At 61.2% G+C, this 25,030-nt stretch carries 13 protein-coding genes and 6 pseudogenes; 6 read left to right on the forward strand and 13 right to left on the reverse strand.

The window, feature by feature from the left end; genetic code table 11:
- Window positions 1-16: 16 nt before the first annotated feature.
- The 5 genes and pseudogenes from P6U16_RS14285 to P6U16_RS14305 all read right to left on the reverse strand — a co-directional run bounded on the left by P6U16_RS14285 (window position 17) and on the right by P6U16_RS14305 (window position 6,991).
- Window positions 17-472: an RbsD/FucU family protein gene (locus tag P6U16_RS14285; RefSeq protein WP_277701120.1), complete on the reverse strand. Its 456-nt coding sequence runs from the start codon at window positions 470-472 to the stop codon at window positions 17-19.
- 145 nt (window positions 473-617) lie between these two features.
- The gene (locus P6U16_RS14290; RefSeq protein ID WP_277701121.1) at window positions 618-3,026 is read right to left on the reverse strand and encodes an aldehyde dehydrogenase family protein; all 2,409 of its coding nucleotides are present in this window, start codon (window positions 3,024-3,026) and stop codon (window positions 618-620) included.
- Window positions 3,023-3,951, reverse strand: a pseudogene (gene deoC, locus P6U16_RS14295) (deoxyribose-phosphate aldolase). Before deoC ends, P6U16_RS14290 begins: the two are co-directional and overlap by 4 nt.
- A gap of 218 nt (window positions 3,952-4,169) precedes the next feature.
- On the reverse strand, window positions 4,170-4,898 hold the full coding sequence (locus P6U16_RS14300) for a DeoR family transcriptional regulator (protein WP_277701122.1): 729 nt from the start codon (window positions 4,896-4,898) through the stop codon (window positions 4,170-4,172).
- Window positions 4,899-5,089: 191 nt separating this feature from the next.
- On the reverse strand, window positions 5,090-6,991 hold the full coding sequence (locus P6U16_RS14305) for a potassium transporter Kup (RefSeq protein ID WP_277701123.1): 1,902 nt from the start codon (window positions 6,989-6,991) through the stop codon (window positions 5,090-5,092).
- Between the two features lie 285 nt (window positions 6,992-7,276).
- Between P6U16_RS14305 and P6U16_RS14310 the strand changes: the two genes are divergently transcribed.
- Window positions 7,277-8,899, forward strand: a complete 1,623-nt coding sequence (locus P6U16_RS14310) for an ABC-F family ATP-binding cassette domain-containing protein (protein WP_277701124.1) — start codon at window positions 7,277-7,279, stop codon at window positions 8,897-8,899.
- Window positions 8,900-9,036: 137 nt separating this feature from the next.
- On the opposite strand, the gene P6U16_RS14315 is transcribed toward P6U16_RS14310, so the two are convergent.
- Window positions 9,037-9,267 (reverse strand): hypothetical protein, encoded by a 231-nt coding sequence (locus P6U16_RS14315; protein WP_277701125.1) that lies wholly within the window; start codon window positions 9,265-9,267, stop codon window positions 9,037-9,039.
- A 112-nt stretch (window positions 9,268-9,379) separates the two neighbouring features.
- On the opposite strand from P6U16_RS14315, the gene P6U16_RS14320 reads away from it, so the two are divergent.
- The gene (locus P6U16_RS14320) at window positions 9,380-10,018 is read left to right on the forward strand and encodes a TetR/AcrR family transcriptional regulator (protein ID WP_277701126.1); all 639 of its coding nucleotides are present in this window, start codon (window positions 9,380-9,382) and stop codon (window positions 10,016-10,018) included.
- A gap of 33 nt (window positions 10,019-10,051) precedes the next feature.
- On the opposite strand, the pseudogene P6U16_RS14325 reads toward P6U16_RS14320, so the two are convergent.
- From P6U16_RS14325 to P6U16_RS14335, 3 pseudogenes are all read right to left on the reverse strand, one after another.
- Window positions 10,052-12,024 (reverse strand): annotated as a pseudogene (locus P6U16_RS14325) (CHASE2 domain-containing protein).
- A pseudogene (locus tag P6U16_RS14330) lies at window positions 12,024-15,663 on the reverse strand (FecR domain-containing protein). Before P6U16_RS14330 ends, P6U16_RS14325 begins: the two co-directional pseudogenes overlap by 1 nt.
- 386 nt (window positions 15,664-16,049) lie before the next feature.
- Window positions 16,050-16,759: pseudogene (locus P6U16_RS14335) on the reverse strand (sulfate transporter family protein).
- A 249-nt stretch (window positions 16,760-17,008) separates the two neighbouring features.
- Here P6U16_RS14335 and P6U16_RS14340 point away from each other — a divergent pair.
- From P6U16_RS14340 to P6U16_RS14350, 3 genes and pseudogenes are all read left to right on the forward strand, one after another.
- Window positions 17,009-18,381 (forward strand): annotated as a pseudogene (locus P6U16_RS14340) (amidase).
- Window positions 18,378-19,288 (forward strand): annotated as a pseudogene (locus tag P6U16_RS14345) (ROK family protein). Before P6U16_RS14340 ends, P6U16_RS14345 begins: the two co-directional pseudogenes overlap by 4 nt.
- Window positions 19,285-20,016 carry a copper homeostasis protein CutC gene (locus P6U16_RS14350; RefSeq protein ID WP_277701127.1) on the forward strand — a complete coding sequence of 244 codons (732 nt, stop codon included), beginning with the start codon at window positions 19,285-19,287 and terminating at the stop codon, window positions 20,014-20,016. Before P6U16_RS14345 ends, P6U16_RS14350 begins: the two are co-directional and overlap by 4 nt.
- 13 nt (window positions 20,017-20,029) lie before the next feature.
- On the opposite strand, the gene nagA is transcribed toward P6U16_RS14350, so the two are convergent.
- From nagA to P6U16_RS14370, 4 genes are read right to left on the reverse strand one after another with little or no spacing between them, the layout of a single operon-like run.
- Window positions 20,030-21,205, reverse strand: coding sequence for an N-acetylglucosamine-6-phosphate deacetylase (nagA, locus tag P6U16_RS14355; RefSeq protein ID WP_277701128.1), 1,176 nt, complete (start codon window positions 21,203-21,205; stop codon window positions 20,030-20,032).
- On the reverse strand, window positions 21,202-22,224 hold the full coding sequence (locus P6U16_RS14360) for an SIS domain-containing protein (protein ID WP_277701129.1): 1,023 nt from the start codon (window positions 22,222-22,224) through the stop codon (window positions 21,202-21,204). The genes nagA and P6U16_RS14360 overlap by 4 nt, the downstream gene beginning before the upstream one ends.
- 29 nt (window positions 22,225-22,253) lie before the next feature.
- Window positions 22,254-23,018 (reverse strand): GntR family transcriptional regulator, encoded by a 765-nt coding sequence (locus tag P6U16_RS14365; protein ID WP_277701130.1) that lies wholly within the window; start codon window positions 23,016-23,018, stop codon window positions 22,254-22,256.
- Complete coding sequence (locus P6U16_RS14370; protein ID WP_277701131.1) at window positions 23,015-23,899, reverse strand: N-acetylglucosamine kinase; 885 nt, start codon at window positions 23,897-23,899, stop codon at window positions 23,015-23,017. Before P6U16_RS14370 ends, P6U16_RS14365 begins: the two co-directional genes overlap by 4 nt.
- Before the next feature lie 197 nt (window positions 23,900-24,096).
- Here P6U16_RS14370 and P6U16_RS14375 point away from each other — a divergent pair, with 197 nt between their 5' ends.
- A complete protein-coding gene (locus tag P6U16_RS14375) occupies window positions 24,097-24,996 on the forward strand; it encodes an N-acetylmuramic acid 6-phosphate etherase (protein ID WP_277701132.1) in 900 nt (299 codons plus the stop codon).
- Window positions 24,997-25,030: the final 34 nt, after the last annotated feature.

Consider the following 25,030-nt stretch of genomic DNA (forward strand, 5'->3'; position numbering starts at 1 on the left):
GACGATCTCCCCGCTTTCAAACTGTTTCCGGCGGAATGACGCCCTTGGTGAAGATGAAGCAGCCGTAGAAGCGGTTTTCTCCTGTCGTGATCACGCAATAGGCTTTCTTGGCTTCCTCGTAGAATTTGAACCGCTCGATGCCGTACATCGGCGCCGGCTTGCCCTCAGCCGCATCGATCTCTGCCTGAACTTCGCTCTGGACGACCGGAATTTCATCCGGAGCGCCCATGATTTCCATGCGCCCCGCGGACGGCTGCAGCGGCGTGTCGAGGGGCATTACCGAAAGGATTGCTTTGATGGCCCGGGCGGTCGAGACATTGTCGATGCGCAGCAGCTTGCCGAGCACGGTCTGGCGGGCAATGGAATCGGACGGGAAGTTGGTATCGGATACCACAAGCGTATCGCCATGGCCCATGGACCGCAGCGCGTGCAGCACATCGGCGTTCAGCGCCGGGTCGATGTTCTTCAGCATGAAAGTCCTCCCTCATTGTCTCTGTCTCGAAACGATATCCGCCTGAGACTTTTGGGGTCGCCCGCCGCTCCGGCCAAACGATCCCCTTGCATGTTTCGTCCAAAACCGAACGGCGTCGGCGCTCCCCGCGCCGCGTCCGGTTCCCCTATTCGCCGTAGGGGATCCAGATGTTCTTGATGTCCACCGCGCGGCGCAGATAGAGCGCGCCCTCTGCGGCCGTCCTGTCCATCCAGTCCGTGGCCTTGCCATTATCGACGAAAGTTCGCTTCAGGTTGCCAGCGGACAATTTCTCCACCATCGCTGACAGTTCAGCCGTGCCGAAGGCCCAGAGCGCATCGACGTCGTTATGCGTCGCGAGCGTCTTTGCCAGATCGTCTGCCGGGCCGGTGACAATGTTGACAACGCCGGCCGGAACATCCGACGTTTCGAGAATGGAATAGAAATCCGTGGCTGCAAGCGGATGTGGCTCGCTGGGCACGACGACCACGCGGTTTCCAGTGGCGATCAGCGGCGCAACAAGGCTGATAAGCCCGAGCAGCGGTGCTTCCGGTGGGCAGATCACGCCGACCACGCCGAGCGCTTCCGGCATGGCAAGTGCCACGCCGCGCAAGGGTGGCTGATGCACCACGCCCTCATACTTGTCGGCCCAGGCGCCATAGGTAAACAGCCGGGCAATCGAAGCTTCAACTTCCGCCTTTGCAGCGGAGGCTGAGGCACCGGTCATCGCGCCGATGCGCTCGGCAAAGGCGTCGGCGCGGCCGCTGAGGTTTTCGGCAATGTAATAGAGGATCTGCGCGCGGTTATGCGCCGTGGCGCTGGCCCAGCTCGATGCGGCATGGGCCGCAACGACTGCATTGCGGATATCCTTGCGGTTGCCTTCCCCGACTTCGCCGATCAACTTGCCCTTCGGCGAAACGACGGGGCGGGAATAGTTGCCATCCGGACGCGCCTGCTTGCCGCCGATAAACAGTTTTGCCGTGCGGTCGATCGTCGGCTGCGAGAAGTCACCGGTCGTCGTCCTGATCTGCGGCAGGGCCGCAATGGTCCGTGCCTTGCGCCCGAGCCAGGCCTTCGGCTTCAGATATTCGTAGCAGCCTTCCCGTCCACCCTCGCGGCCGAAGCCCGATTCGCGTTTTCCGCCGAAACCGACAGCCGCGTCGAACAGATTGGTGGCATTGACCCAGACGACGCCGGCTGCAAGTTTCGCCGCAACATTGAGCGTAAGCCCGATGGTCTCGCTCCAGACGCTGGCGGCAAGTCCGTAGCGGCTGTGATTGGCAAGCTGGATCGCTTCTTCCGGCGTACGGAAGGTCATGGATACGGCGACCGGACCGAAGATTTCCTCCGTCGCCACGGTCGATGTCGGCTGGACGCCGCTGAGCAGCGTCGGCGGATAGAAGCTTCCACCCTTCGGCATGTCGATCTGTGCCTGATGCAGCGTCGCGCCTTCGGCCACGCCCTTTTTCACCAGGCTCTCGATGCGACTCAACTGCACCGGGGCGACGATCGCGCCCATGTCGATGCATTTGTCGAGCGGCTGACCGACGCGCAGCGTCTGCATGCGGCGCTTGAGGCGCTCGTGAAACAGCGCGGAGACGCCTTCCTGGACGAGGATGCGCGAACCTGCACAGCAGACCTGGCCTTGATTGAACCAGATCGCATCGACGACACCTTCGACCGCGCCATCGAGATCGGCGTCCTCGAAGACGATGAAGGGCGACTTGCCGCCGAGCTCCAGCGTCAGCGATTTGCCGCTGCCGGCCGTGCGTTCGCGAATGATCCGACCGACATCGGTCGATCCGGTAAAGGCGATCTTGTCGATATCGGGATGATCGACCAGAAGCGCACCGGTTTCGCCTTCGCCGGTGACAATGTTGATAAGCCCTGCGGGCAAGCCGGCGGCTGCAGCAAGTTCGGCAAAGAGCAGCGCGGTCAGCGAGGTAAATTCGGCCGGCTTCAGCACGACGGCATTACCGAGTGCCAGCGCCGGCGCCAGTTTCCAGGACAGCATCAGGAAGGGAAAATTCCAGGGAATGATCTGCCCAACGACGCCGACGGGGGCGTGATCGGCGAATTCTGTATCCTGGATCTGTGCCCAGCCGGCATGATGATAGAAGTGCCGGGCGGCGAGCGGCACGTCGATATCGCGAGTCTCGCGGATCGGCTTGCCGTTGTCGAGCGCCTCGACCACTGCGATCAGCCGGGCATGGCGCTGGATCATCCGGGCCAGCGCATAAAGATGGCGCGCTCGGGCATGGCCCGGCAGTTTCGCCCACTGCACTTGTGCCTTGCGGGCGCTGGCGACAGCACTGTCGATATCCGCCTTGTCGCCAAGGCTGAGGCGCGCGAGAGCTTTTCCGGTTGCCGGCTCGAAGGTGTCAAAGCTTTTGCTGGACGCCGACGGCACGAAGGCGCCGTTGATGAAATGGCCGAAGCCGGAGGCGTGGCGCGCGAGCCAGGCGCGGGCTTCTGTATCGGCTTCGGGAGCTGGGCCGTAGGACATGTCGTCGAAATACTTTGCTACATCAGAGATTGCGGCGGTCATCGTCATCATCCGATCGGGTGTCTGTTGAGGGCCGAGTAGGCGCCGGTCACGTGGTGCTCAAGCTGCCGCTCGATATCGGCAAGCAGGCTTGAAGCGCCGATGCGGAAGAGATCGGGTTCCAGCCATTCGCGGCCCAGTTCTTCCTTCATCAGGAACTGGTAGTTCAGCACATCCTTGGCCGCCGAAATCCCCCGGCCGGCTTGTAGCCGATCTTGATGTCGGTGCGCTCTTCATAGGCACGGATCGCCCTCAGCATGGTTAGTGTCACGGCGAGCGTGGCGTTGACGCCCTCCTTGCCGGTGGATGTCTTGATGAAATCTGCACCCGCCATCATGCAGACCAGAGAGGCTTTTGCGACATTGCGCAGCGTCTTCAGGTCGCCCGTTCCGAGGATAGCCTTGACATGCGCATCACCGCAGACGGCGCGATACTCGGTCATCTCGTCGTAGAGTGCCGACCAGTTCCCGGTCAGCACGTGTTCGCGCGTGATGACGATATCGATTTCCTTGGCCCCGGCGGCAACCGAGGCTTCGATTTCCTTGACCTTGAGGTGATGGGGGCTCAAGCCCGCAGGAAAGCCGGTCGATACGGCGGCAACCGGAATGCCGGAATCGCCAAGCGCTTCCACCGCAGTTCCGACGTAACGATGATAGACACAGATCGCGCCTGTCGTAATTGAGCGATCGCCCATTCCCAGCGCATCGAGAATGTCCGCCCGAACCGGATTCATCGCCTTTGCGCAAAGCCGCTTGACGCGCTCGGGCGTATCGTCGCTGTTCAGCGTGGTGAGATCGATGCAGGTGACCGCCTTGAGCAGCCAAGCCGCCTGGGCGTCCTTTTTGACGGTGCGACGACCCGGCAGCGTCGCGACGCGCCGCTCCGTTGCGGAGAGATTGACGCGTGTATCCATCACCCAGGAAAGATCGAGGGCCATGCCGGGATTCCGCAGAGAAGCATGGTTCGACAGCGTCACGCCACCGTCACGATCTACAGTCTCTCGGCGATGTGCAATTTCGGCTTCCACTTGGCTTCCTCCCGGTGCCGTCCGTTATGTCAGGCACATGGTTTGTTATTTTCTTATCATTGATTTGATAATTTCATCACAAAATGGAATCGTCAAGATTGTTCTGGAAGCAGCGACGAAAAATTTTTTCAGGCGAAGAATTCTGTTGGGCCGTCTTCGGTTAGTACGGCGTCAAAAGCCTGCATATCGCTGAAAAAGGCCGGTTTGAGCCTGCCCATCTTGCTCCGGTCGATCAGCAGCACGTTCTTTTCGGCTCGCGACATCGCCTTGCGCTTGATTTCCGCCTCATGAAAATGCGCGCAGGTCGCGCCGTGCCGGCTGTTTACGCCAGCCGCTGAAAGAAATGCAACATTGATCACCAGCGAATCGAGTGTTTCCAGCCCGGAAGACCCGGAAAACGATGCGGAAGCGGGGTGATAGAGGCCCCCGAGCATGACGAGCCGCACATGTGGCTTGCGTGTCAGCCTCTCGGCCACGTTGAGCGAGTAGCAGACGGCAGTCAGGTGAATATCGTCAGGGAGAAGATCGACGAGATAGGGCAGCGTTGTGCCGCAATCGAAAAAGACGGTTTCGTCATGGTGGATATAGCTTGCCGCATGAGCGCAGACATCCCGCTTCGCCGCCGCGTGACTGTCGGCCGCCTTGGAGAGTTCATAGGGATTGTCGGGCTCGCTTTCGGCTGCGGGCACGATATGGCCGCCGAGAAAGCCGAAAAGGTCTGAATTGGCGCTGACATCGCGGCGGACTGTCATTTCGGAAACGCCCAGGATCTGGGCAGCGTTCCGGATGTGAAGAACGCGGTGCTGCGACAGGGCATCGGACAATGCGGCAATGCGCTGTCCCTTACGCGTATTCATGAACCAAGCCTCGTCTTGTTATACGTGGAGCCGTCCTGTTCCGTGGTTGCGGGAACGCATGCTTGTCACATCATGGATAGCGTTTTGTTCGAAATTTAACAAGAGCGTGGCAAGTTATGCTTAAGCGTAAAGTTCGTGACTCTCCGCCCGCTGCAAAAACAGACATCCACAGAACACGACCCACCGGAGTCTCAGATGACCACCTGCTCGCCTATTTCCACCACGCGGTTGGCCGGCAGGCGGAAGTAGGCGGACGGATCGATGCCGATGCCGGCCGTTGCGATATAGAGTTTGTCCTGCCAGCCGGGCAGGCCTGCCTTCGGGTCGCTGATGATATTGCGTCGGCCGAGGTAGAACGAGGTCTGCATGATCTCGAATTTGAAGCCGGCCTTCTTGCAGAGGGCCAGTGCACGCGAGACGTTCTGATCGTCCATGAAGCCGAAGCTGACCTCGATGCGCAGGAAACGCTCCGACAGTCTGGTGATGGTCACGCGCTGCGCGTCCGGGACATAAGGCACATCGGCGGTGTTGACGGTCAGGATGACGTTCTGCTCATGCAGGACGTGATTGTGCTTGATGTTATGCAGCAGAACGGCCGGCGTGGTATCCGGCAAGCTCGTGAGGAACACCGCCGTGCCCGGCACCGAAACCGGCGCATGATCGGATTTTCGTTCGATGGACTTGATGAACATTTCCAGCGGCACATCGTTGCGCGCCGTCTTCTGGCGTAGAAGCAGCGATCCTTTCCGCCAGGTCCACATGATGATCATGATCACGAAGGCGAGAAGCACGGGCACCCAGCCGCCATCATGGATTTTCAGGAGGTTGGCGCCGAGGAACACTACCTCAAGCGAAAGAAGGGGAAGCAGGACCAGCACAGAGGTGACCGCCGACCATCCCCAGACAGAGCGCAGATACTGGACACACATGAGCGTCGTCACCACCATCGCGCCGGTGACAGATATGCCATAGGCGGTGGCCAGCGATTCCGAATCCCCGAAGGTGAAGATCAGCACCATGACGCCGACGAACAAAAGCATGTTGACCGCCGGCACGTAAATTTGTCCCGTATTGGTCTCGGAGGTGAAGGTGATCTGCAGCCGAGGCAGGAAGCCCAGATGCACGGCCTGACGGGCGAGCGAGAAAGCGCCGGTAATAACCGCCTGGCTCGCGATGATGGTCGCCGCCGTCGCGAGAAGCACGATCGGCAGCAGCGCCCAGTCTGGATACATCAGATAGAACGGGTTTTCGACAGCCTCAGGATGGGCAAGCACAAAGGCGCCTTGCCCGAGATAGTTCAGCGCTAGTGCCGGGAAAACCAGGATGAACCAGGCGACCTGGATCGGCTTGCGGCCGAAATGCCCGAGATCGGCATAGAGCGCTTCAGCGCCGGTCACGGTGAGGAACACAGCGCCCAGCACGATCAGCCCGACAAATCCCGCATGGGTGATGAACCAGATCGCATTCAGCGGGTTGAGTGCCTGAAGGATCTGATAGTCGTCGGAGATATGGAGCAGGCCGCCCCAGGCGAGTGCCAGAAACCATACGACGGTAATCGGCCCGAAGAAATTCGAGACGGCCGCGGTGCCGCGGGACTGGACCATGAACAAAAGGATCATGATCACGGCCGAAATTGGCAGCACATAGTCGCCGAGAACCGGCGTCACCAGCTTCAACCCCTCGACCGCCGACATGACCGACAAGGCCGGGGTAATCATCGCATCGCCGATGAACAGGGCCGCGCCGATGATGCCCGCGAAAAACAGCACTGGCATATAGCGTCCGGTCTTCTTCATCAGCAGAGCGAGAAGCGAGAGCGTACCGCCCTCGCCGTCATTGTCGGCGCGCAGAAGGAAGAGCACATATTTGAAAGTCACGATGATGGTGAGCGTCCAGACCATCAGAGAAATCAGGCCGATGACCTCCTGGTCGCTGACGCCGTCCTGCACGAAGGGGCGCAGGGCCTCCCGAAAGGCGTAAAGCGGGCTGGTGCCGATATCTCCGTAGACAACGCCGACCGACCCGACAAGCAGGGTCAGGAACTTGCGCATGTCTGGCGGGGCTGCGGACGCATTGCTGGTGGAAGCAGTCATCTTTTCTCCAGCTCGTCCGAGCCTGTTTCCCGTCGAAACGGATTGAAACTGTCTTGCAGCGTACCGGTGTCCGTCGACAAAAAGCGTTTATGTAAGCCTTTGGCACCTGTGCCGGTTCGCTTCCCATAGCGCTAAAGCGACGGCTTCTCAAGATCGCCTGGGATTACCCTCTCTTGAGATAGCTTGCCTGTTCGCCAAAGCGATAGTGCAGTGCGAAAAAACTGCTACAGGCCTCAAAATCCCGCGACACAAGGGCGCCGCAACCATTCTGGACGTCATCGACCTATGATCCGTATCGAAAATATCAGCAAGCAGCTCAGCCATCGCATTCTTTTCATTGAAGCCTCCGCCGCGCTCAACCGGGGTGAAAAGGTCGGGCTCGTCGGACCGAACGGCGCCGGCAAGACCACGGTCTTCCGGATGATCACCGGCGAGGAGCAGCCGGACGAAGGCCAGGTCTCGGTCGATAAGGGCGTGACCATTGGCTACTTCAACCAAGATGTCGGCGAGATGGAAGGCCGCACGGCTGTCGCCGAAGTGATGAATGGCGCCGGTCCCGTCAGCGTCGTCGCTGCCGAATTGCACGCGCTTGAGGCCGCTATGGTCGATCCGGACCGGATGGACGAGATGGACGCGATCATCGAGCGTTACGGCGAGGTGCAGGCGCGCTATGAAGAGCTCGATGGCTATGCCCTGGATGGACGCGCGCGTGAAGTGCTGGCCGGCCTGAGCTTTACCGAAGAGATGATGGACGGCGATGTCGGCGCGCTTTCGGGCGGCTGGAAGATGCGCGTGGCGCTTGCCCGCATTCTCCTGATGCGTCCCGACGTCATGCTGCTCGATGAGCCGTCCAACCATCTGGATCTCGAAAGTCTGATCTGGCTGGAGGCTTTCCTGAAGAATTACGAGGGCGCGCTTTTGATGACCTCGCACGACCGCGAGTTCATGAACCGCATCGTCAACAAGATCATCGAGATCGATAGCGGCTCGCTCAACAGCTATTCCGGCGACTATACCTTCTATGAAGGGCAGCGGGCGCTGAACGAGAAACACCAGCTTGCCCAGTTTGAGCGGCAGCAGGCGATGCTGGCAAAGGAAATCAAGTTCATCGAGCGCTTCAAGGCACGGGCCTCGCATGCGTCGCAGGTGCAGAGCCGGGTGAAGAAGCTCGACAAGATCGAGCGCGTCGAGCCGCCCAAGCGCCGCCAGACCGTCTCGTTCGATTTCCTGCCGGCGCCGCGTTCCGGCGAGGATGTCGTGATCATCAAGAAGGTGAACAAGAAATACGGCAGCCGGGTCATCTATGAGGACCTCGATTTTACCGTCCGGCGCAAGGAGCGCTGGTGCATCATGGGCATCAACGGTGCCGGAAAATCGACGCTGTTGAAGCTTGTGACCGGCTCCACCAATCCCGACGAAGGCAGTGTGGCGCTTGGTGCGAGCGTCAAGATGGGCTATTTCGCACAGCACGCAATGGACATTCTGGATGGCGAGAATACCGTGCTCGAAATGCTGGAAAACCAGTTTCCACGGGCAGGACAGGCGCCGTTGCGTGCTCTGGCGGGCTGTTTCGGCTTTTCCGGTGACGATGTCGAGAAGCGCTGCCGGGTGCTTTCAGGCGGCGAAAAGGCCCGGCTGGTCATGGCGATCATGCTGTTCGACCCGCCCAACCTGCTTGTGCTCGACGAGCCCACGAATCATCTCGATCTCGACACCAAGGAAATGCTGATCAAGGCGCTTTCGGAATATGAAGGCACCATGCTCTTCGTTTCGCACGACCGGCACTTCCTCGGCGCACTGTCCAATCGCGTGCTGGAACTGACGCCCGAAGGCATCCATCAGTATGGTGGCGGTTATACGGAATATGTGGCGCGAACCGGCCACGAGGCGCCCGGACTGCGCAGCTAGGCCAAGAGCCGAGGCCTGCAGGTTCGTCCGTAATGTCAAACAAAAACCCGACCGGTGGAGGCGCCGGTCGGGTTTTACGCGGGCAGGTCAATAGCAGCCGACGCACATAGCGTCGCTGGACCCGCCGGGAGGCTTGATCATTGCCAGCAAGCGTCTTTTTCGCCCTGCAAAAAGACTTTCTTCCATTGAGCCGGTTTCGGTCTGGCGTGTGGGCCCTTGGCAGGTTCCCTCTGGCGAATGCCCCTTGCTGCGGTCTGGAGCAGCGATTTGAATTCCGCCATCTGCACGCCATCCGCGTGCATCACGGCGCGGATCAGCGGATCAGTCAGAACCTCGTTGAGGGTTAGATCGGTCTGGGCCTGATACATGGGGTCTCCTTTGGTCTTTCGCGTCTTGCCGGTTCGGGAGCCGTTCTTGACTTCATCAATCAGTAGTGTTACCGGTAAGTAACAATGCAATAGTTACCGACCGGTCACACCCATGTCAATAAGCACGACGCAGAAAAATTCAAAACGCGGTTCCGAGCAGAAACCGGAAGCGGACTGTTCGCCTGCGCGACCCGCGCCGCGCGATCGTATCGTCTCGAAAGCCTGCGACCTGTTTCGTCAGCACGGCATCCGCGGCATCGGTGTTGATGCCATCGCGGAAGCGGCGGAAACCAACAAGATGACGCTCTACCGGCATTTCGGCTCGAAAGACGATCTCATCTGCGAAACCCTGAAATTCACCTCTCAGAAAGCGGCAGCCTTCTGGGAGGAGCTTGAAACCGCCCATCCCGGCGATGCCATGGCCCAGTTGCATGGCTGGGTGAAAGCCCGCGCCCAGTGCCTGACGGACGAGCCCTATGGCTGCGATCTCGCAAATGCGGCCGTGGAGCTCAAGGAGCAGGGCCATCCCGCCCATATCGTCATCGAAAACTTCAAGACGGCCCAGCACCAGCGGCTCGTGTTGCTCTGCGGACAGGCCGGCGTCGCGCAGTCCGAGCTGCTGGCGGATACGCTTTCGATGCTGCTCGAAGGCGCGCGCGTCAGCCGCCTGGCGATCGGCACGGACGGACCGTCCGCCCATTTTGTGCGGGCCTGCGAGGCAACGATCGCCTCGTTCGGGAATGCGCGATAAGGTTTGGGATACAGGCGCCCGTCCGCCAATGGTTCAGGCGAGGCGCGACTGAACCATTGCATAGTAGGCGACCAGTTCCGGAATGCCCTGTTTCAGCGCGGCGAAAGCCGGGTCGTCGGCATAAAGTTTACCGGCATATTTTCGCGTCAGCATGGCACCATGTTTGGCCAACAGGGCAGGCGGCGCGGCGGCGCTCAACACCGTGAAAACCGGTGACAGGCTGGTGCGACCCTTCACGGTAATCCTGTCGAGCTCGGCAATGGTGAAATCGCCGCTGGACAAGGCCGCCGTCTGCTCGCCGATAAGCAGCGGCACACCATAATTTTTCGATTCCCCCTCGAGCCGCGAGGCAAGATTGACGCTGTCACCGAGCACGGAATAGTCAAAGCGGCGGGTCGAGCCCATATTGCCGACGACGCAATCGCCGGTGTTGATGCCGATGCCGATCCGCAGAGGTGGTGGTGGCGCCATCCCGCTTTCCGCTGCTTCGCGGGCAAGCTCGTCATTCAGTGCGGTGATCGCCTCCAGCATGTCGAGGGCGGCGGTCACGGCATGGCGGGCATGGGCCTCGTCGTCCAGCGGCGCGTTCCAGAAGGCCATCAGGCAATCGCCGATATATTTGTCGATCGTGCCGCCGCTCTTCAGCACGATGTCCGACAGCGGCGTCAAAAGCCGGTTGATCAGCGTCGTCAGGCGTTCCGGGTCATCCTTCATCGCCTCGGCAATGGTGGTGAAGCCGCGCACGTCGCAGAACAGGATGGTCAGTGTTCGCCGCTCGCCGCCGAGCTTCAGCTGCGAGGGATCATTGGCGAGCCGTTCGACAAGCGCCGGCGAAAGATAACGGGAGAATGCGCGGGTGATCTCGCGCCGGCTTTTGCGCTCTGCCGCATAATCGAGCGCGGCCTGACCTGTGACCACGGACAGAAAACTTAGCGTCGGTCCCACCGGCGAGACGAAGATGTGGCCTAAACGCAAAAGCAGGTAGCTTGCTCCAACCAAAATCAGCACGGCCAAAAGCGTGGCGATGAATGTCGCCAATCCGGTTCCGCGCCAAACCAGAAGTGCGGCCAATAGGGCGCCAAAAGCGATGGCGGCAACACAGGATGAAAAGCCCGCCCGCTCGACCGACAGTCCGTGGGCAAGATTGTCGAAGATCGTCGCCTGGATTTCCGCTCCGGCAATCAGATGCTCCGTGTGCACGGTGTAAGATGTCGCAAAAGCATCAACGCCGCCACCTTGCAGCGTGGGCGCATTCTGCAAGCTGAGGCCGACGATGACGATTCGGTCCTTGAAGATATCAGGCGGAAGAAAGTTTTCCGGATCGAGCGCCTGGTAATAGGAGACGGTGGGATAGGTGCGGGCGGGGCCGAAGCTCTGGATCAGCCTGTTCGGCGATAGCTCGGGCGGTGCTTTCCCTGACGCCACAAGCAGTTGAGCGGCAAACCCGTCCGGGTAGACGGGCATCTGCCGCAGGACGCCGTCTCCGCCCAGATGCACGGAGGCAATGCCGGTGAGGGCGCCCCGCGCCGAAAACTCCACGAGCGGCTCGGTCCGCACGAGCTGATCGGCCTGTGGCGTGCGGATCAGGCTTTCATCGCCAGCCAGAACGACGTCGGGGCCGAGCGCTCCGGCAAGCGCAGCATCGTTCTCGGGAATGGCCGACGGCTCCGCAAAGATCACGTCGATCCCGATCACCCTTGCTCCGGCTTTGCGTAGCGCCTCGACCAGCCGGCCATGAATGTCGCGCGGCCAGGGCCATTGGCTGCCGATCTCCGCCATCGACGGCTCATCGATCGCAACGATGATCGGTCCCTCGTCCGGCAGAGAGGGCGGCGCGATGGTCGAAAGATAGTCGAAGCTGCGCAGTTCGAGGAGTGACCAGGGTTGGGTCAAAAGCAGCAGCGAAAAAAGACCGTTGAGACAACCGACAGAGCCGCAAGACCGGCACGTCGGCGTTTTACCCGACTTTCGAGCGATTTGATCTGGCCGCGCCGTTCCCCGGCCATCAGAAACGCACTTTCACGGTCCCTTTTATGGTCGGCCCCCATCCCGGCCGATTGCTTGCGAGATCGAAATCTGCGTCGAGCAGATTATAGCCGCCGACTTCCACTTCGAATTGCTTGTCGAACGGCTCCCATCTAAGCGTTGCGTCGAGCGTCCAGAAGTCGTCAAGTTCCGTGCCAACCGCGTCGCCGTCGCGTTTGCCGACATAATTTGCGGCAAGACTTGTCTTCACATTGGCCATGTTGACCCATGTGAGCGCAACCTGACCGGATGTTTCCGGCACGAAGGGCAACCGTTCGGCACCCGGCGCTCTCAACGGATCGAGATTCCGAGACCTGGTGTAGGCAGCGGTGGCCGAAATGCCGAAGCCGTGACCCAGCGCCATATTTGCAGTCAACGCAAGCCGGTCGATACGCCCCTCCGCCAGATCGATCTGGCTTGTGGAATAGGGTATCGAGATCGAAAGGTTCTTGATGTCCTGATGTTGGAAATCAAGCGCGGTGAAGAAGCGGTCGTTCCATTCAGCATCCCATCTTAATGCGAGCGTGTCGGTGTAGCCGTCCGCGGCAACGTCGGTCTGGTTTGCCAACAGGCCGACGATCCCGATGGGAGAGAGGGTCGGCGTATCGAACGGATTGCCTTCGCGCGTCAACCCGGCCCGCAGCCAATGGCCCTGCGACGGTGACCATGCAATGCCGATGCGCGGTTCGATCATGACGTCATTGTCATTGCTGTCTTCGACGTAGCGCGCAAACAAGGCGCCCTCGACCTTTAGGTCCGGGGTGATTTCGGAAAGCACATCCACATAGGCTTTTCCCACAACATGCCGTGCTTCATCTGCCTCCGAGACGATGAAAGGGCCTGCCGGCAAGAAAATGGAAGCGACTGTGCTGGATTTGGTATCAACCCGGCCACCTTCCACTCCGTAACGCCATGTCAGATCGTCATCACCCACCGTATGATTGATGGCAGCAACGATGTTAGATTGTCTGCTTTCCTGCAATATCCTGTTGCCGAGCGGTCCAACACCTGTCTCGACTATTTCGTTGTGGGCAATTTCCGTGCTGCGGTCGCTGTAGAGTAGCGCGGTGTTCAGAATATTTCTGTAGGCAAAGGTGTGGCTCCAGCCGAGGCCCGCCAATGTCTGATCGGACTCAGACGTATCGGAATAATCTCCGCCCAACGGAAATACAGGCGGCAACAGTGGAAAATTGAGCTTGTTGTCCGCCCAGCCGGAGCTGAAATAGGAAACGAGCCGGTCGTCCGGCGTGGGCGATGCTGTCAGGTAGCCGGTCCCGGACAACTGGCTGACGTTCCGTTCTGCATTATCACCCAGAGAGGTAAATGTTTGCAGAGGGTCTTCCTGCCAGCTTAACGTTCCGAAGAAGCTGATCGGGAAGGGCGCCATGGTCATGCCCCGCAATTCGGCGCCTGCCGTCCTGCCGCTGTGATCCTCCGTTGCAAGAAGGCCACCGGTGAGGGATGCTTCGAAAAACGGCTGCTGCAGAAGATTTGCGGCGCGTTCCCGGCTCGCCAGCATATGTGGCTCGACCATCAATCCTTGCAGGAACGAAGAAAAGGCACCACCGCCTGCGGCATCGACCAGCGCGTTGCCTTCGTAGCCGGAGGCGTTGAAAAACGGATCGACACTGCCACGCACGGCCTGGTCGATATAACTCGATCCCGTAAAGGGATCAAAGACGGCATCGCCGTAATATTGTCCCCAGGCGTTCAATCCCTGGAGACGGAAGGCGTCATTGAGCGTCGACCCGCCCTGCTGGTTGGCCCCGAGCGGCGCGTAGTCGCCGCCGCGGGCGCGGGTCCGGCGTAAAACCTCCTGTGCGTTGCGGATGGCCGCATCGGCGTCGTATTGATCTATGGCAATCGCGGTTCGGACAACGGAGACCACGGGATCGGCCGGATCGAGCCTCTCGGCATTATCGAGCGCCTGGGCCGCCGGCAGCCGGTCGCCTTTTTCGTAGTGGGCGGCGGCCAGCAGCAATTGCGCCTGGGAATAGCCCGGATTGGCCGTCGAACCCGCGAGAAGATCCTTGATGGCCTTGTCCCTGTCTCCGGTTTGCATGTGGTAGCGGCCGCGTGCCACCAGGGCGATATCGAAGGATGGATCAACCTCCAAGGCCTTGTCGATCTCCGCTTTCGCTTCCGCCAGACGCATTTCGTCGAGATAGAGCAGGGCAAGGTTGGCATGGCCGACAGGATCGAACGGGTCGAGTTCGATGGCTGTCTTGAACGCCCGCTCCGCTTCGCGATTGGCATCGCGCGCGGACTCCACGATGCCGAGCGTGTTCCAGAGAGAACTGTTGCCAGGGGCTATTTTCAGGGCCTGGTTCAGATCTTCAAGCGCAGCTTCAAGGTTGTTGGCGATGTGGAACTTGTAATCCGCCCGGGCTTCGAGCCCGTTCGGATCTTCAGGGTCGAGGGCAAGGGAGCGCGTAAATCCATCGACGAGCTCCTTTCGTCGCCGAGAAGCAAAGCGATCTGCGCGCGCGCCGCCGGCAGCATCGGATCGGTGGGGTCATTCTTCTCTGCGGCCCGGATGGTTTCCAGCGCCGCTGGAAGATCCTGCTGGAAACCGGCAACGAACGCTTTCCCGAGCGCGCCATAGCCGGCTGTGCCGCGTGGCGGCTGCTCGACATGGTTGGGGTCTGCCAGCGAGCGGGCAAAATAGCCGCCATAGGCCGCGACCGCGCGCCGCCTGGTATCGAGCCCCGGCAGCGCCTGCCGAAATAGCTTGGCTGCATCGTCATAGCGGTTTTCACCGCCGGCAATCAGCGCGTCCACGAGCAGAGCGCGTGCACGCTGCCGGCCGCCGAGCCCCAGCGCTCTTGCCCGGTCCAGCGTTGCGCGGGCCTTTTCCTTGCCATCAAGCGTCAGATAGACCTCGGACAGCGAAAGCCAGTCCTCCGCTGATCGACCGGCTTCCGCCTTCGCCTCGATACGTTGGCGCTCGCTGCGCATCTGCGCTGTGCGCAGCGACGTTGCCGGCATCCAGTGGAATGCGCTGCGCAGCGACAGGTTGAAGAGCATCTGCTCCCGGTCCTTCGGCTGAGCGATGACGATCTTGGAGGGCGCCTTGCCGATCGCGGCAACGGCCCCTTGCCCTTGCGAAACCTCCACGCTGCCAAAGGCGTTGCTGAGTTCCACCACCCCTTCAAGCACGATTAGAGACGTCTTCCCGTCCGGCCCGACGGTCAAGGTCCAGTCGGTGCCGCGAATGGCTGCCGCTGCCGCCGGTGTGTCGACGGTGAGGCCTTGGCCGCCGCGTTCGGCGCGGGCCCAGATCGTCCCGGATTGGAGTTCAAGCCCCGTATCGCCCGCGTTCCCCATTTTCTTGACGAGCAGCGCCGTGTTACGGCCGAGCCGAACCTGGGTGCGATCGGAAAAAGCACGGCGAGTTGACCGGTGGCATTGGTGCGCAGCACATCGCCGCTCAGCAGGTCCTGGGCGAGATCGACATAGCGCCAGTTGGAGACATCGAAAAAACGGACTTCCTCGCCGGCTTTCCGTGCGATGACCGATCCTGCCGCCGGCAGGCCACGCGCCACGGGTTCTGCCGTTGCCGGCAGGGCAAGGCTTAGCGCCGCTCCCGCAAGAGCACCTCGTATGGTCGCGTTGGACATGCAAATCCCCATAAATGCACAGTTGATCTGTGAATTTCACACCGGCAAAAGTCAAGGTGTTGGCCCTGTTGCTTTGCCGAAGAAGTGTATTATTGGGAAGCCGATCAATGCCGTGTTCCTGCTGAAACAGCGCCAAGGATTTTTCCAGTAAAACCTTATATTTCGAGTTCGAAAGCCGTGCCTAATATTGGGCATTTGAACAATTGAAAGGCGTTTTCTTGCCGCTGTTATTGCCTTCTTGATTCTGGAAATGTGCAGCCGTAAAGCCGATGTGCAGTCGCTGCCCATTATGGTGCCGGTATCCCCCACCAACAGCAATATCGATCACCGAAATCTGGCTGGACACCGGCTGCGCATAGCGGAATGATCGCCTTTTGGGAGATTCATCAGCTGAAATTCGGATCGCGCTTCGACAGCTTCTTGTGCAGATGCACCATCATGCCGGCGGCAAACAGGGGCGTCAAAAGGTTGAGGATCGGGACGGCGAGAAAGGCCGCCAGCAGAAGCCCCGCGAGGAAAACCGTCGTCGAATGCTTGGCGCGAAACAGCCGCGCCTGTGCCGGTGTGCGATAGCGCATCGCCGCGAACTCGAAGAATTCGCGGCCGAGCAGGTAACCGTTCACCAGGAAGAAGGCGATGAGGTTGACGCCGGGAATGAGAAGCAAAAACAGCGCAATGATGTTGCCGATGATGATGACGCCTAGAAATTTCAGCGTTCCCACGATCGCTTCGCCCAAGGGCAGCGCCTGACCGGCCGGCTCCAGCGGATAGTCGCGCTTCTCGACCACCTCGGCGACGTCATCGAGAAAAAGCCGGCAATCAGGGCCGTCACCGGCGCCATCAGGAGCGCAAGTGCCAAGGCGAGCCCGAGGCTGGCAAAGATCCCGATGATGAAGGTGAACCAGCCGGCCCATTCGGTCGAGACCGGCAGCAGCCCGCTCAGCCAGGGCAACGCCAGATAAGCCAGAATCTCCTTGAGCGCGAACCAGGCAGCGACCAGCACGAGCAGTGTCAGGCCGATAACCTTCCAGAAGACGGAGCGGGTTTCCGGCGCGAAAAGATTGGAAAAGGCAAGCCGCGCTGCGTCGAAAATCATGAACCCACCCATTGGTCGTCTGCCGGAAATATCCCGGAAACATCATTGTGCGTCACCGATGTAGGCGGGCGAGGTCGGGCCGGCAAGGGTGAGCCGAATTTCAAGGGTGCCCGGATCGGCGAAATCGTGGGAAAGGGGCAGGAAATCTCTGGCAAAGCCGGTCGGCGGCGATAAGGTGCGGCGAGTTTTTGAAGCGTGTTCTATGCGACGCGATGCGTTGCTTGGCACGGCAATCGAACGAGGAACAGGATGAGCGGATACGACAAGGATGGATCGTCGGTGGCGTCGCTTTCGATGCGTCTGCAAAGCGGCTCGCTGGACCCTGTCGCTCTCGCAGACTCCACCTTCAAAAAGATAGCCGGCTACGGAGATGATGCTATCTTTACCGGCCTGCTGGAAGAGCGTGCTCGAAAAGAGGCCATGGTTGCGCGCGCGCGTCTCAAGGCGGGGCGTTCGCTCGGTCTTCTCGATGGTATGCCGGTCGCCTGGAAGGGCCTCTTCGACACGGCTGGGTCCGTGACGACCGCAGGGTCCGTTGTTTTAGGGGGCAGCGGGCCGGCGCAAGCCGATGCCGCGGTCGTTTCAGCGCTTGCCGGTGCCGGCATGGTCTCGATTGGCCGCACCAATCTCAGCGAATTCGCCTTTTCCGGCCTCGGCATCAATCCCCATTACGGCACGCCGCTCAATCCGGCTTCGACAGACGGCGCGCGGATCCCGGGTGGTTCGTCCTCCGGCTCGGCGGTCGCTGTGGCGGCAGGGCTGGTGCCGGTGGCGATCGGCACCGATACCGGCGGATCGGTCCGCATACCCGCGGCCTTCAACGGCATCGTCGGCTACAAGGCCACACGCGGTCGCTATTCCATGGCCGGTGTCTTCCCACTGGCAACCAGCCTCGATTCGCTCGGGCCGTTGTGCCGGACCGTGCAGGACGCGGTATGGATCGATGCCGCGATGCAAGGGCTGGCGGCGCCCACCGTCCGGCGTGGCACGGTTCAGGGTCTGAAGCTCGTCATTCCGGAAACTATCGTCTTCGATGGTGCCGAGCCCGGAGTGATAGCGGCCTTCGATGCAGCGATCGGACGGCTGCAGAAAGCGGGTGCCACGGTCGAGCGCCGGGCATTCCCGGTTTTTCAGGCGGTGTTCGATGTCGCGGCCCGGTATGGCGCGCTGGTCACGGCAGAGGCCTATGCGCTGCATCGCGAACGGCTGTCGGGCGAGGACGCCTCGCGGATGGACCAGCGTGTCGTTGCCCGCGCGCGGCTGGGCGAAAAATCCTGACGCCTGATTACATCGCGATCCTCACGGCACGGCAGCGCCTGATCGAGGAGGCGAATGCCGCGCTGAAACCGGGCGAACTGATCGCCCATCCGACGCTGCCGCATGTCGCGCCGCTTCTTGCGCCGCTGCTGGCCGATGACGATCTGTTCTTCGCCACCAATGCCAAAACCCTGCGCAACACGCTGATCGGCAATTTCCTCAACTGGTGTGGGATCTCAATTCCCTGCGGCACTGGCGATGCCGGCATGCCTGTCGGGTTCCTCCTGTCCGCGCCGCGCAACGAGGACGAGCGGTTGCTGTCGGTTGCGCTTGCGGCTGAGGCCGTCATCCGGGGCGAGGCATGATCGTCTGTTTCGACATCGGCGGTTCCGCGATCAAGGGGCTGTCGCCCATGCGCCGGACCGGATCGTGCCGCTCGGGCGCAAGACAACCCCGCTCAAGGATTTCCCGGCTTTCGTCAATGTGCTGCGCGCGGTGCTCGACGAGGCCGGCGGCGCGCCGGAGCGCATCGCGCTGTCGATTACCGGCGTCGTCGATCCGGACACGCAGGCGACCAAATGCGCCAACATTCCCTGCATCGATGGACGTCTGCTCTCCGCCGAGCTTTCCACTGAGCTCGGACTGCCGGTGCTGATTGCCAATGACGCCGATTGTTTTGCTCTGGCAGAAGCCTGCATCGGCGCCGGGCGCGGTCACCGCATCGTGCTGGGTGCTATCCTTGGCACCGGTGTCGGCGGTGGTCTGGTGGTCGATGGCCGGTTGATCAATGCCGCTGGAGGCTTTGCCGGCGAATGGGGCCACGCTCCGGCCGTCGCCTCCCATGCCGGTCATCCGCCGATTGCTATCCCGGTCTACGAATGCGGTTGCGGCCAGAGGGGTTGCGTCGATACGGTCGGCGGCGCCCGCGGCATGGAGCGCCTGCATCTGGCGCTGCATGGCATCGAGGCAGCGAGCGAGGCGATCACGCAAGCTTGGCTGTCGGGGGATGCGAAGGCGGCGCGAACCATCAATGTGCTTGTCGATCTGGTGGCTTCACCTCTGGCGCTGACCGTCAACATCACTGGGGCGACGATCGTGCCTGTGGGTGGCGGCCTTTCCAATGTCGAACCGCTGCTGGACCTGCTCGATCAAGCCGTGCGCGCCCGCATCCTGCGGCGCTTCGAGCGGCCACTTGTTGTTCGCGGCGAATGCCGCATCGAACCCGGCCTGATCGGCGCTGCGATCCTTGGCCTCAACGGGGTAGAGCCATGAAGCCGGTTTTGCTCGAAGTCTGCGTCGACGATGCAGCCGGCCTTGCGGCGGCGATAGAAGGTGGAGCCGACCGGATCGAGCTTTGCTCTGCACTGGGGCTGGGTGGCCTGACGCCGTCTGCCGGCCTGATGGCGCTGGCGGCAAGCGCGCCGGTTCCTGTCTATGCGATGATCCGTCCGCGGCCCGGCAATTTCGTCTTTGACGAAAACGAAGTTGCGATGATGTGCGTGGAAATCGATGCTGTGCGGGCAGCGGGTCTTGTCGGCGTGGTGCTCGGCGCCAATCTCGCAGATGGCCGGCTGGATGTGGCTACCCTGGAGCGCCTGGTGCGCCAAGCTGCTGGCCTGGGCCTGACGCTGCACCGTGCCTTCGATCTCGTCCCGGATTTTTCCGAAGCGCTGGAAAGCGCTGTTGGGCTCGGTTTCGAGCGGATTTTGACATCCGGTGGTGCAAAGACCGCGCCTGATGGCGCCGGGCAACTCGCCGATATCGTGGCCCAAGCCTCCGGCCGTATTTCGATCATGCCCGGCTCCGGTGTAACCCAGACGACCGTCAGCGATCTTTTGGCACGGCTGGCCGTATCGGAAGTCCACTCCTCCTGCTCGATTGGTGAGCCGGCTGAGGAATCCCGAGTCGTATCGCTCGGATTTGCCCCAGCGGTCACGCGCAGGACCAGCGCCGCGGTAGTTGCAGCGCTCAAGGCGCAGCTTCCCAACCGCACCGATTGAGCGTCCGCCTGTCTCAGGCTTCGAAAACGCAGGCGCCGCCGATCCACGTCGAGACCATATCGAGGGATTGACTCATCAGCACGAAATCGGCGTCGAGCCCCGGAAGCAGCCGGCCCTTGCGCTCTTCTATGCGCATGGCGTCTGCGGGATAGGCCGAGGCCATGCGGAGCGCTTCGTCCAGCGGCAGCCCGAGCCTCTCGTGGACGAAGCGCACTGAAGACAGCATGTCGATATCTGCGCCGGCCAGTGTGCCGTCGGCCAGCGTCAGGCGTCCGTCCTTGCGGAAGATTTCTCGGCCGTTTAGGGTGAAGCCGGTCTGGTCAGAACCGATGGTCGACATGGCATCGGTGACGATGAAGATGCGGCTGGGACCGGCCTTGGCGCGAAGCGCGATGCCCATCGAGACCGGATCGACGTGAAAACCGTCTGCAATGATGCCGGCAAAGAGATCGCCGCGATCAAGTGCTGCGCCGACGACGCCGGGCTCGCGGTGGCCAAGCGGGCTCATGGCGTTGAACAGATGGGTAACGGTGCGAGCACCGGCGTCGGCGTAAGCCACAACGGTGGCGTAGCCGCTGTCTGTATGGCCGATGCTGACGACGAAGCCGGAAGCGGTAAGGCTTGCTACCTGTTCCACCGTCGTGTTTTCCGGCGCAGCTGTGATCATCATGGCATCGAACGCGCCCTTGCAGGCCAGCAACGCGTCGAGATCTGCCGCATCCATCGGTCGGATGAGGGCCGGATCATGTGCGCCCTTACGGGCGATGGAGAGATGCGGGCCTTCGAGGTGCAGGCCGAGAAACCCCGGCACGCCCGCCGCCTTCGCCTCGATCCCGGCCGCGATCGCTTTTGCCCGGATGTCGAACGTATCTGTAATCAGCGTCGGCAGAAGTGCCGTGGTGCCGAACTGCGCATGAGCGGCGCAGATCGTGCGGATGCCGTCGACATCCTGCCGGTCATTAAGCATGACGCCACCGCCACCATTGACCTGCAGGTCGATGAAGCCGGGAACCAGAAGCTGGCCCGAGGCATCGAGGGTTTCGACGCCATCAAGCAGATCGTTGATGCCAACGATGCCGGCAATGGTTCCATCCTCCACGAGCAGCGCCTTGCCGGCATGCCAGGTCTGTCCGTCGAAGATGCGGGCGCCGGTTACGGCTTTGCGGATGATGGCGTGCGTCGCGGTCATCGTGTTTCCGTTATCTTCTTGAGGGCGACAGGCGCATCCGGGTTGAGGCCACGTGAGCGGGACCAGGATTCGACGAAGCCGTAGAATGGCAGGATCAGCGCCAGTGCATCGGTGATCGGATGACCGGTCTCGACAAACGGCAGCACTTTGGCCGTTTTTGCCTTTGCGGACGTCACAAACGCGCGCGCACCCTTGGCACCGAGACCATCGAGAATACCCGAGACCGAGCCTTCGGCCGCATCGCGTGCAGCAAGGCCGATCACCGGAAATGTCTTCTCGACCAGCGCCACCGGCCCGTGCAGCACTTCGGCTGCCGAATAGGCTTCGGCGTGCATGCCGGAGGTTTCCTTGAATTTCAGGGCTGCTTCGCTGGCGATGGCGAGCGCGGGACCGCGACCCAGCACGAAGAGCGATTCGGCGTCGGCGAGATCGGCGGCCAGCATCTGCCAGTCGAGCTTGACGGCTTTTTCGAACTGGACCGGCAGATCGGCGACTGCGCGTTGTAGGTCCGCATCGCCCGTCCATTCGCTAAGGATCGCAAGGCCGGCGACGATGGAATTGACATAGGACTTGGTGGCGGCAACGGCGATTTCGGGACCGGCCTGGATATCGAGCGGGTGCGTACTGGCTTGCGAAATCGGGGAGGGCAAGGTGTTGGTCAGCGCGATCGTCACGGCGCCCGCCTTGGTCGCGGCTTCAGCCATGGCAACGATGTCGGGGCTTTTTCCGGATTGGGAAATGCTGATGGAGGCGGCGCCCGCAAGGCGCATCTCGGCGCCATAGATCGAGGCAAGCGACGGCCCGAGCGAAGCAACCGGCCGGCCGGTCGTCAGCTCAATCGCATATTTCAGGAACAAAGCTGCATGATCGGAAGAACCGCGGGCGATCGTGACGAGAAAGGCCGGATCCTTTTCGCGCAATGCAAGACCGGTTGCCTTGACGGCATCCTTCGAGCGATCGAGCAGACGCGCCGCCGCTTCCGGAATTTCGTCGATTTCGCGGCGCATGTTGGTTTGCATCGTCTTGTCTTTCTTCAATAATCTGGTGCTCACGAATCCGACAGGGTCAGTTCCGCTACGAAGTCATAGGCGTCGCCGCGGTATATCGAGCGCGTGCATTCCACGACCCGGCCGGAGGCAAGGTAGGAGATACGTTCGATAGACAATCCAGCTGAGCCGACGGGGATGCCGAGCATCGCCGCATCAGGGTCCTTCATGTTGCAGGCGGAAATCCGCTGCACGGCGCGCACCGGCCGCAACCGGGTCTTGTCGAGTTCGGCATAGAGCGAGGAGCCGATCCGCATCGGATCGGGCAGGAATTCCGCCGATATGCTGGCCCGCTCGATGGCCAGCGGCATGTCGTCGGCAATGCGCAAGCGTCCGAGCCGGGCAACGAGACCATCGGCGGGCAACCCGAGCGTCATCATCTCGTCCGGGGAGGGCTGGAACAGACCGCGCTCGATCCATTGCGCCCGCGTAGTCAACCCGCGCCGTGCCATGTCTTCCGTAAACGACGTCAGTCGCGACAGCGATTGCTGCACGCGGCTCACTGGCTTGACCACGAAGGTTCCCGAGCCATGACGGCGCACCAGAAGACCATCCTTGACGAGGTCATCGACAGCCTTGCGGACCGTTACGCGGCTGATATTGGCATAGTCGGCGAGGTCCCGCTCGGGCGGCAGGGCATCGCCATGATTGAGCTTTCCGGACAGGATAGCGCCTTCGAGGGATTGCCGAAGCTTCAGATAGAGCGGACCGGAGCCGCCGGCCTGAAGGCCCTCCAGAGGCAGAATGGCTTCGAGTTGCTCGGTCATGCGGTCACCTCCGAAATCGCCGCTACACGCTTTGCCGCAAGCATCACCGAACCCGTCAGCGCATCCGCCAGCGGTTCGACAAACAGCGGCTGATGGCGTTCGGCAAGCCACGGACGGTAAAGAGCCGCGAGCCCGCCGAGCAGGCAGATCTGTTTCCCGCCACGCTTGACAACGACATCGAGCGTTTCGTTGATGCTTTCCGTCGCAGCCGTAAGCAGCCGGATCGCCACCGGATCGCCTTTGCCGGCAAAGTCGAACAATCGCGGTGCATAGCGACCGAACTCGCCCGGCCGTGCCTGCCTGGCAAAATCGACGACCTCGCGAGGATCGTCATGGAATTCCGCCATGACGGCATCGGTCAGCGGCGAGGAGGGATGGATGCCATCGAATGCCAACACGCTTTCCTGCAGCAAGGCCTGGCCAAGCCGGGCGCCACTGCCGAGATCACCGATCGTAAAGCCCCATCCGCCTATATAACTGACGGTCGAACCCCGCCGTACGACATAGACAGTGCCGGTCCCAAGGCTTGCGACCGCGCCATTGCCGGCTGGCAGCGCGCCCTCAAGCCCGATCAATACGTCGGAGACGATTTCAGCCCTCGCAAAGGGAAGCCGTTGCTCCACGTAATGGACGGCGTCGCCGACATTGTTGCCGGCCAGCCCCAGGACTGCGGTTGCCGAGCCGATATGCACGGGGTCGATACCGGCGTCGGCGAAGGCGGACCGCGCGGAGTCGACGATGTTTATGAGGGCCGTATCGGGATCGGTCAGGATATTGGCAGCGCCGCTCTTGCCGCGGCCCAATATGTGGCCATCCGCGCCGGCAACAGCCGCGCGGCAGCTCGTGCCGCCTCCGTCGATTCCTAAAATGTAATCTGGCATGGATACCTCCGGAAAAAATGATACCAAAAAATACCATTAACCAAGGGGGATTTGGTCTTTAATTGGAATTATTACCTAATGTACGGAATAATAAGGGTTATTTTGATAGATGAAAATTTTCTTCGGTCAGAAGTTAATTTTTCCTAGACAATTGGTATTTTTTGGCATTAATTTGCGGAAGAGGGAGATTGAGCGCAATGCCGTCAGCCAAGACCGAAGAGCGTCACGATAAGGCAAAGGGTCTGGATGTCATACATCCGGCGCTGGCGCTGCGTCTGCTCGCTGCCGGTCAGCAGGCTGCCGCCAAGGTCGTCGAGGCGGCGATAGAGCCGATTTCGGCGGCGGCACGGATTGCTGCCGATTGTCTGGCCTCCGGCGGGCGCCTTGCCTATGCAGGCGCCGGCAGTTCCGGCCTTATGGCGATGGCCGATGCGCTGGAATTGCCGGGCACCTACGGGATCGGGCTCGACAAGGTCGCCGTGCTTCTGGCCGGCGGTGCCGCGAGTTTGACCGATCTTGCCGGCGGCTACGAAGACGACATGGATCTGGCGCGCAGGGATGTTCGCGATGCCGGCATCGGTGCCGGCGATTGCCTGATCGCGGTTTCCGCCAGCGGTTCGACGCCCTATGCGCTTGCAGCCCTCGACGAGGCCCGCAAGAACGGCGCGCGCGTCATCGCCATGGCGAACAACCCCGGCGCCGTTCTGTTTCAGGATGCCGAGATTTGCATTCTTCTGCAGACGCCGCCGGAAGTTGTTTCCGGTTCGACGCGGATGGGTGCGGGAACGGCGCAGAAGATCGCCTTCAACATGTTTTCGACGCTGGTCGGCATTCACCTCGGCCATGTCCATGATGGGCATATGGTCAACCTGAAGGCCGACAATGCGAAACTGCGCGGTCGCGCCATTCGTATCGTCTCGGACATCGCCGAAATCGGCGACGCAGAAGCCGGCCGTTATCTCACACTCTCATCGGGTTCGGTAAAGATAGCCATTCTGCTTGCTGCTGGGGCAAGCGACGTGGCCGCTGCACAAGCAGCGCTTACCGAGGCCGGTCAAAGCTTGCGCCGTGCCTTGTCGCTTGTGGCGGCGCACTGATTTCTGGGTTCCAAAACCGCGCCATCCGGCGCTT

Origin of the sequence: Rhizobium sp. 32-5/1, assembly GCF_029537235.1 — a bacterium.
In the GTDB taxonomy this organism is placed as follows: Bacteria; Pseudomonadota; Alphaproteobacteria; order Rhizobiales; family Rhizobiaceae; genus Pararhizobium.

Coding starts and splice junctions, on each gene's coding strand:
- P6U16_RS14285 (WP_277701120.1), bottom strand. CDS start 472: ATGCTGAAGAACATCGACCCGGCGCTGAACGCCGATGTGCTGCACGCG.
- P6U16_RS14365 (WP_277701130.1), bottom strand. CDS start 23,018: ATGACCGAGCAACTCGAAGCCATTCTGCCTCTGGAGGGCCTTCAGGCC.
- P6U16_RS14370 (WP_277701131.1), bottom strand. CDS start 23,899: ATGCCAGATTACATTTTAGGAATCGACGGAGGCGGCACGAGCTGCCGC.
- P6U16_RS14375 (WP_277701132.1), top strand. CDS start 24,097: ATGCCGTCAGCCAAGACCGAAGAGCGTCACGATAAGGCAAAGGGTCTG.
- P6U16_RS14315 (WP_277701125.1), bottom strand. CDS start 9,267: ATGTATCAGGCCCAGACCGATCTAACCCTCAACGAGGTTCTGACTGAT.
- P6U16_RS14350 (WP_277701127.1), top strand. CDS start 19,285: ATGAAGCCGGTTTTGCTCGAAGTCTGCGTCGACGATGCAGCCGGCCTT.
- P6U16_RS14310 (WP_277701124.1), top strand. CDS start 7,277: ATGATCCGTATCGAAAATATCAGCAAGCAGCTCAGCCATCGCATTCTT.
- P6U16_RS14305 (WP_277701123.1), bottom strand. CDS start 6,991: ATGACTGCTTCCACCAGCAATGCGTCCGCAGCCCCGCCAGACATGCGC.
- nagA (WP_277701128.1), bottom strand. CDS start 21,205: ATGACCGCGACGCACGCCATCATCCGCAAAGCCGTAACCGGCGCCCGC.
- P6U16_RS14320 (WP_277701126.1), top strand. CDS start 9,380: ATGTCAATAAGCACGACGCAGAAAAATTCAAAACGCGGTTCCGAGCAG.
- P6U16_RS14300 (WP_277701122.1), bottom strand. CDS start 4,898: ATGAATACGCGTAAGGGACAGCGCATTGCCGCATTGTCCGATGCCCTG.
- P6U16_RS14290 (WP_277701121.1), bottom strand. CDS start 3,026: ATGATGACGATGACCGCCGCAATCTCTGATGTAGCAAAGTATTTCGAC.
- P6U16_RS14360 (WP_277701129.1), bottom strand. CDS start 22,224: ATGCAAACCAACATGCGCCGCGAAATCGACGAAATTCCGGAAGCGGCG.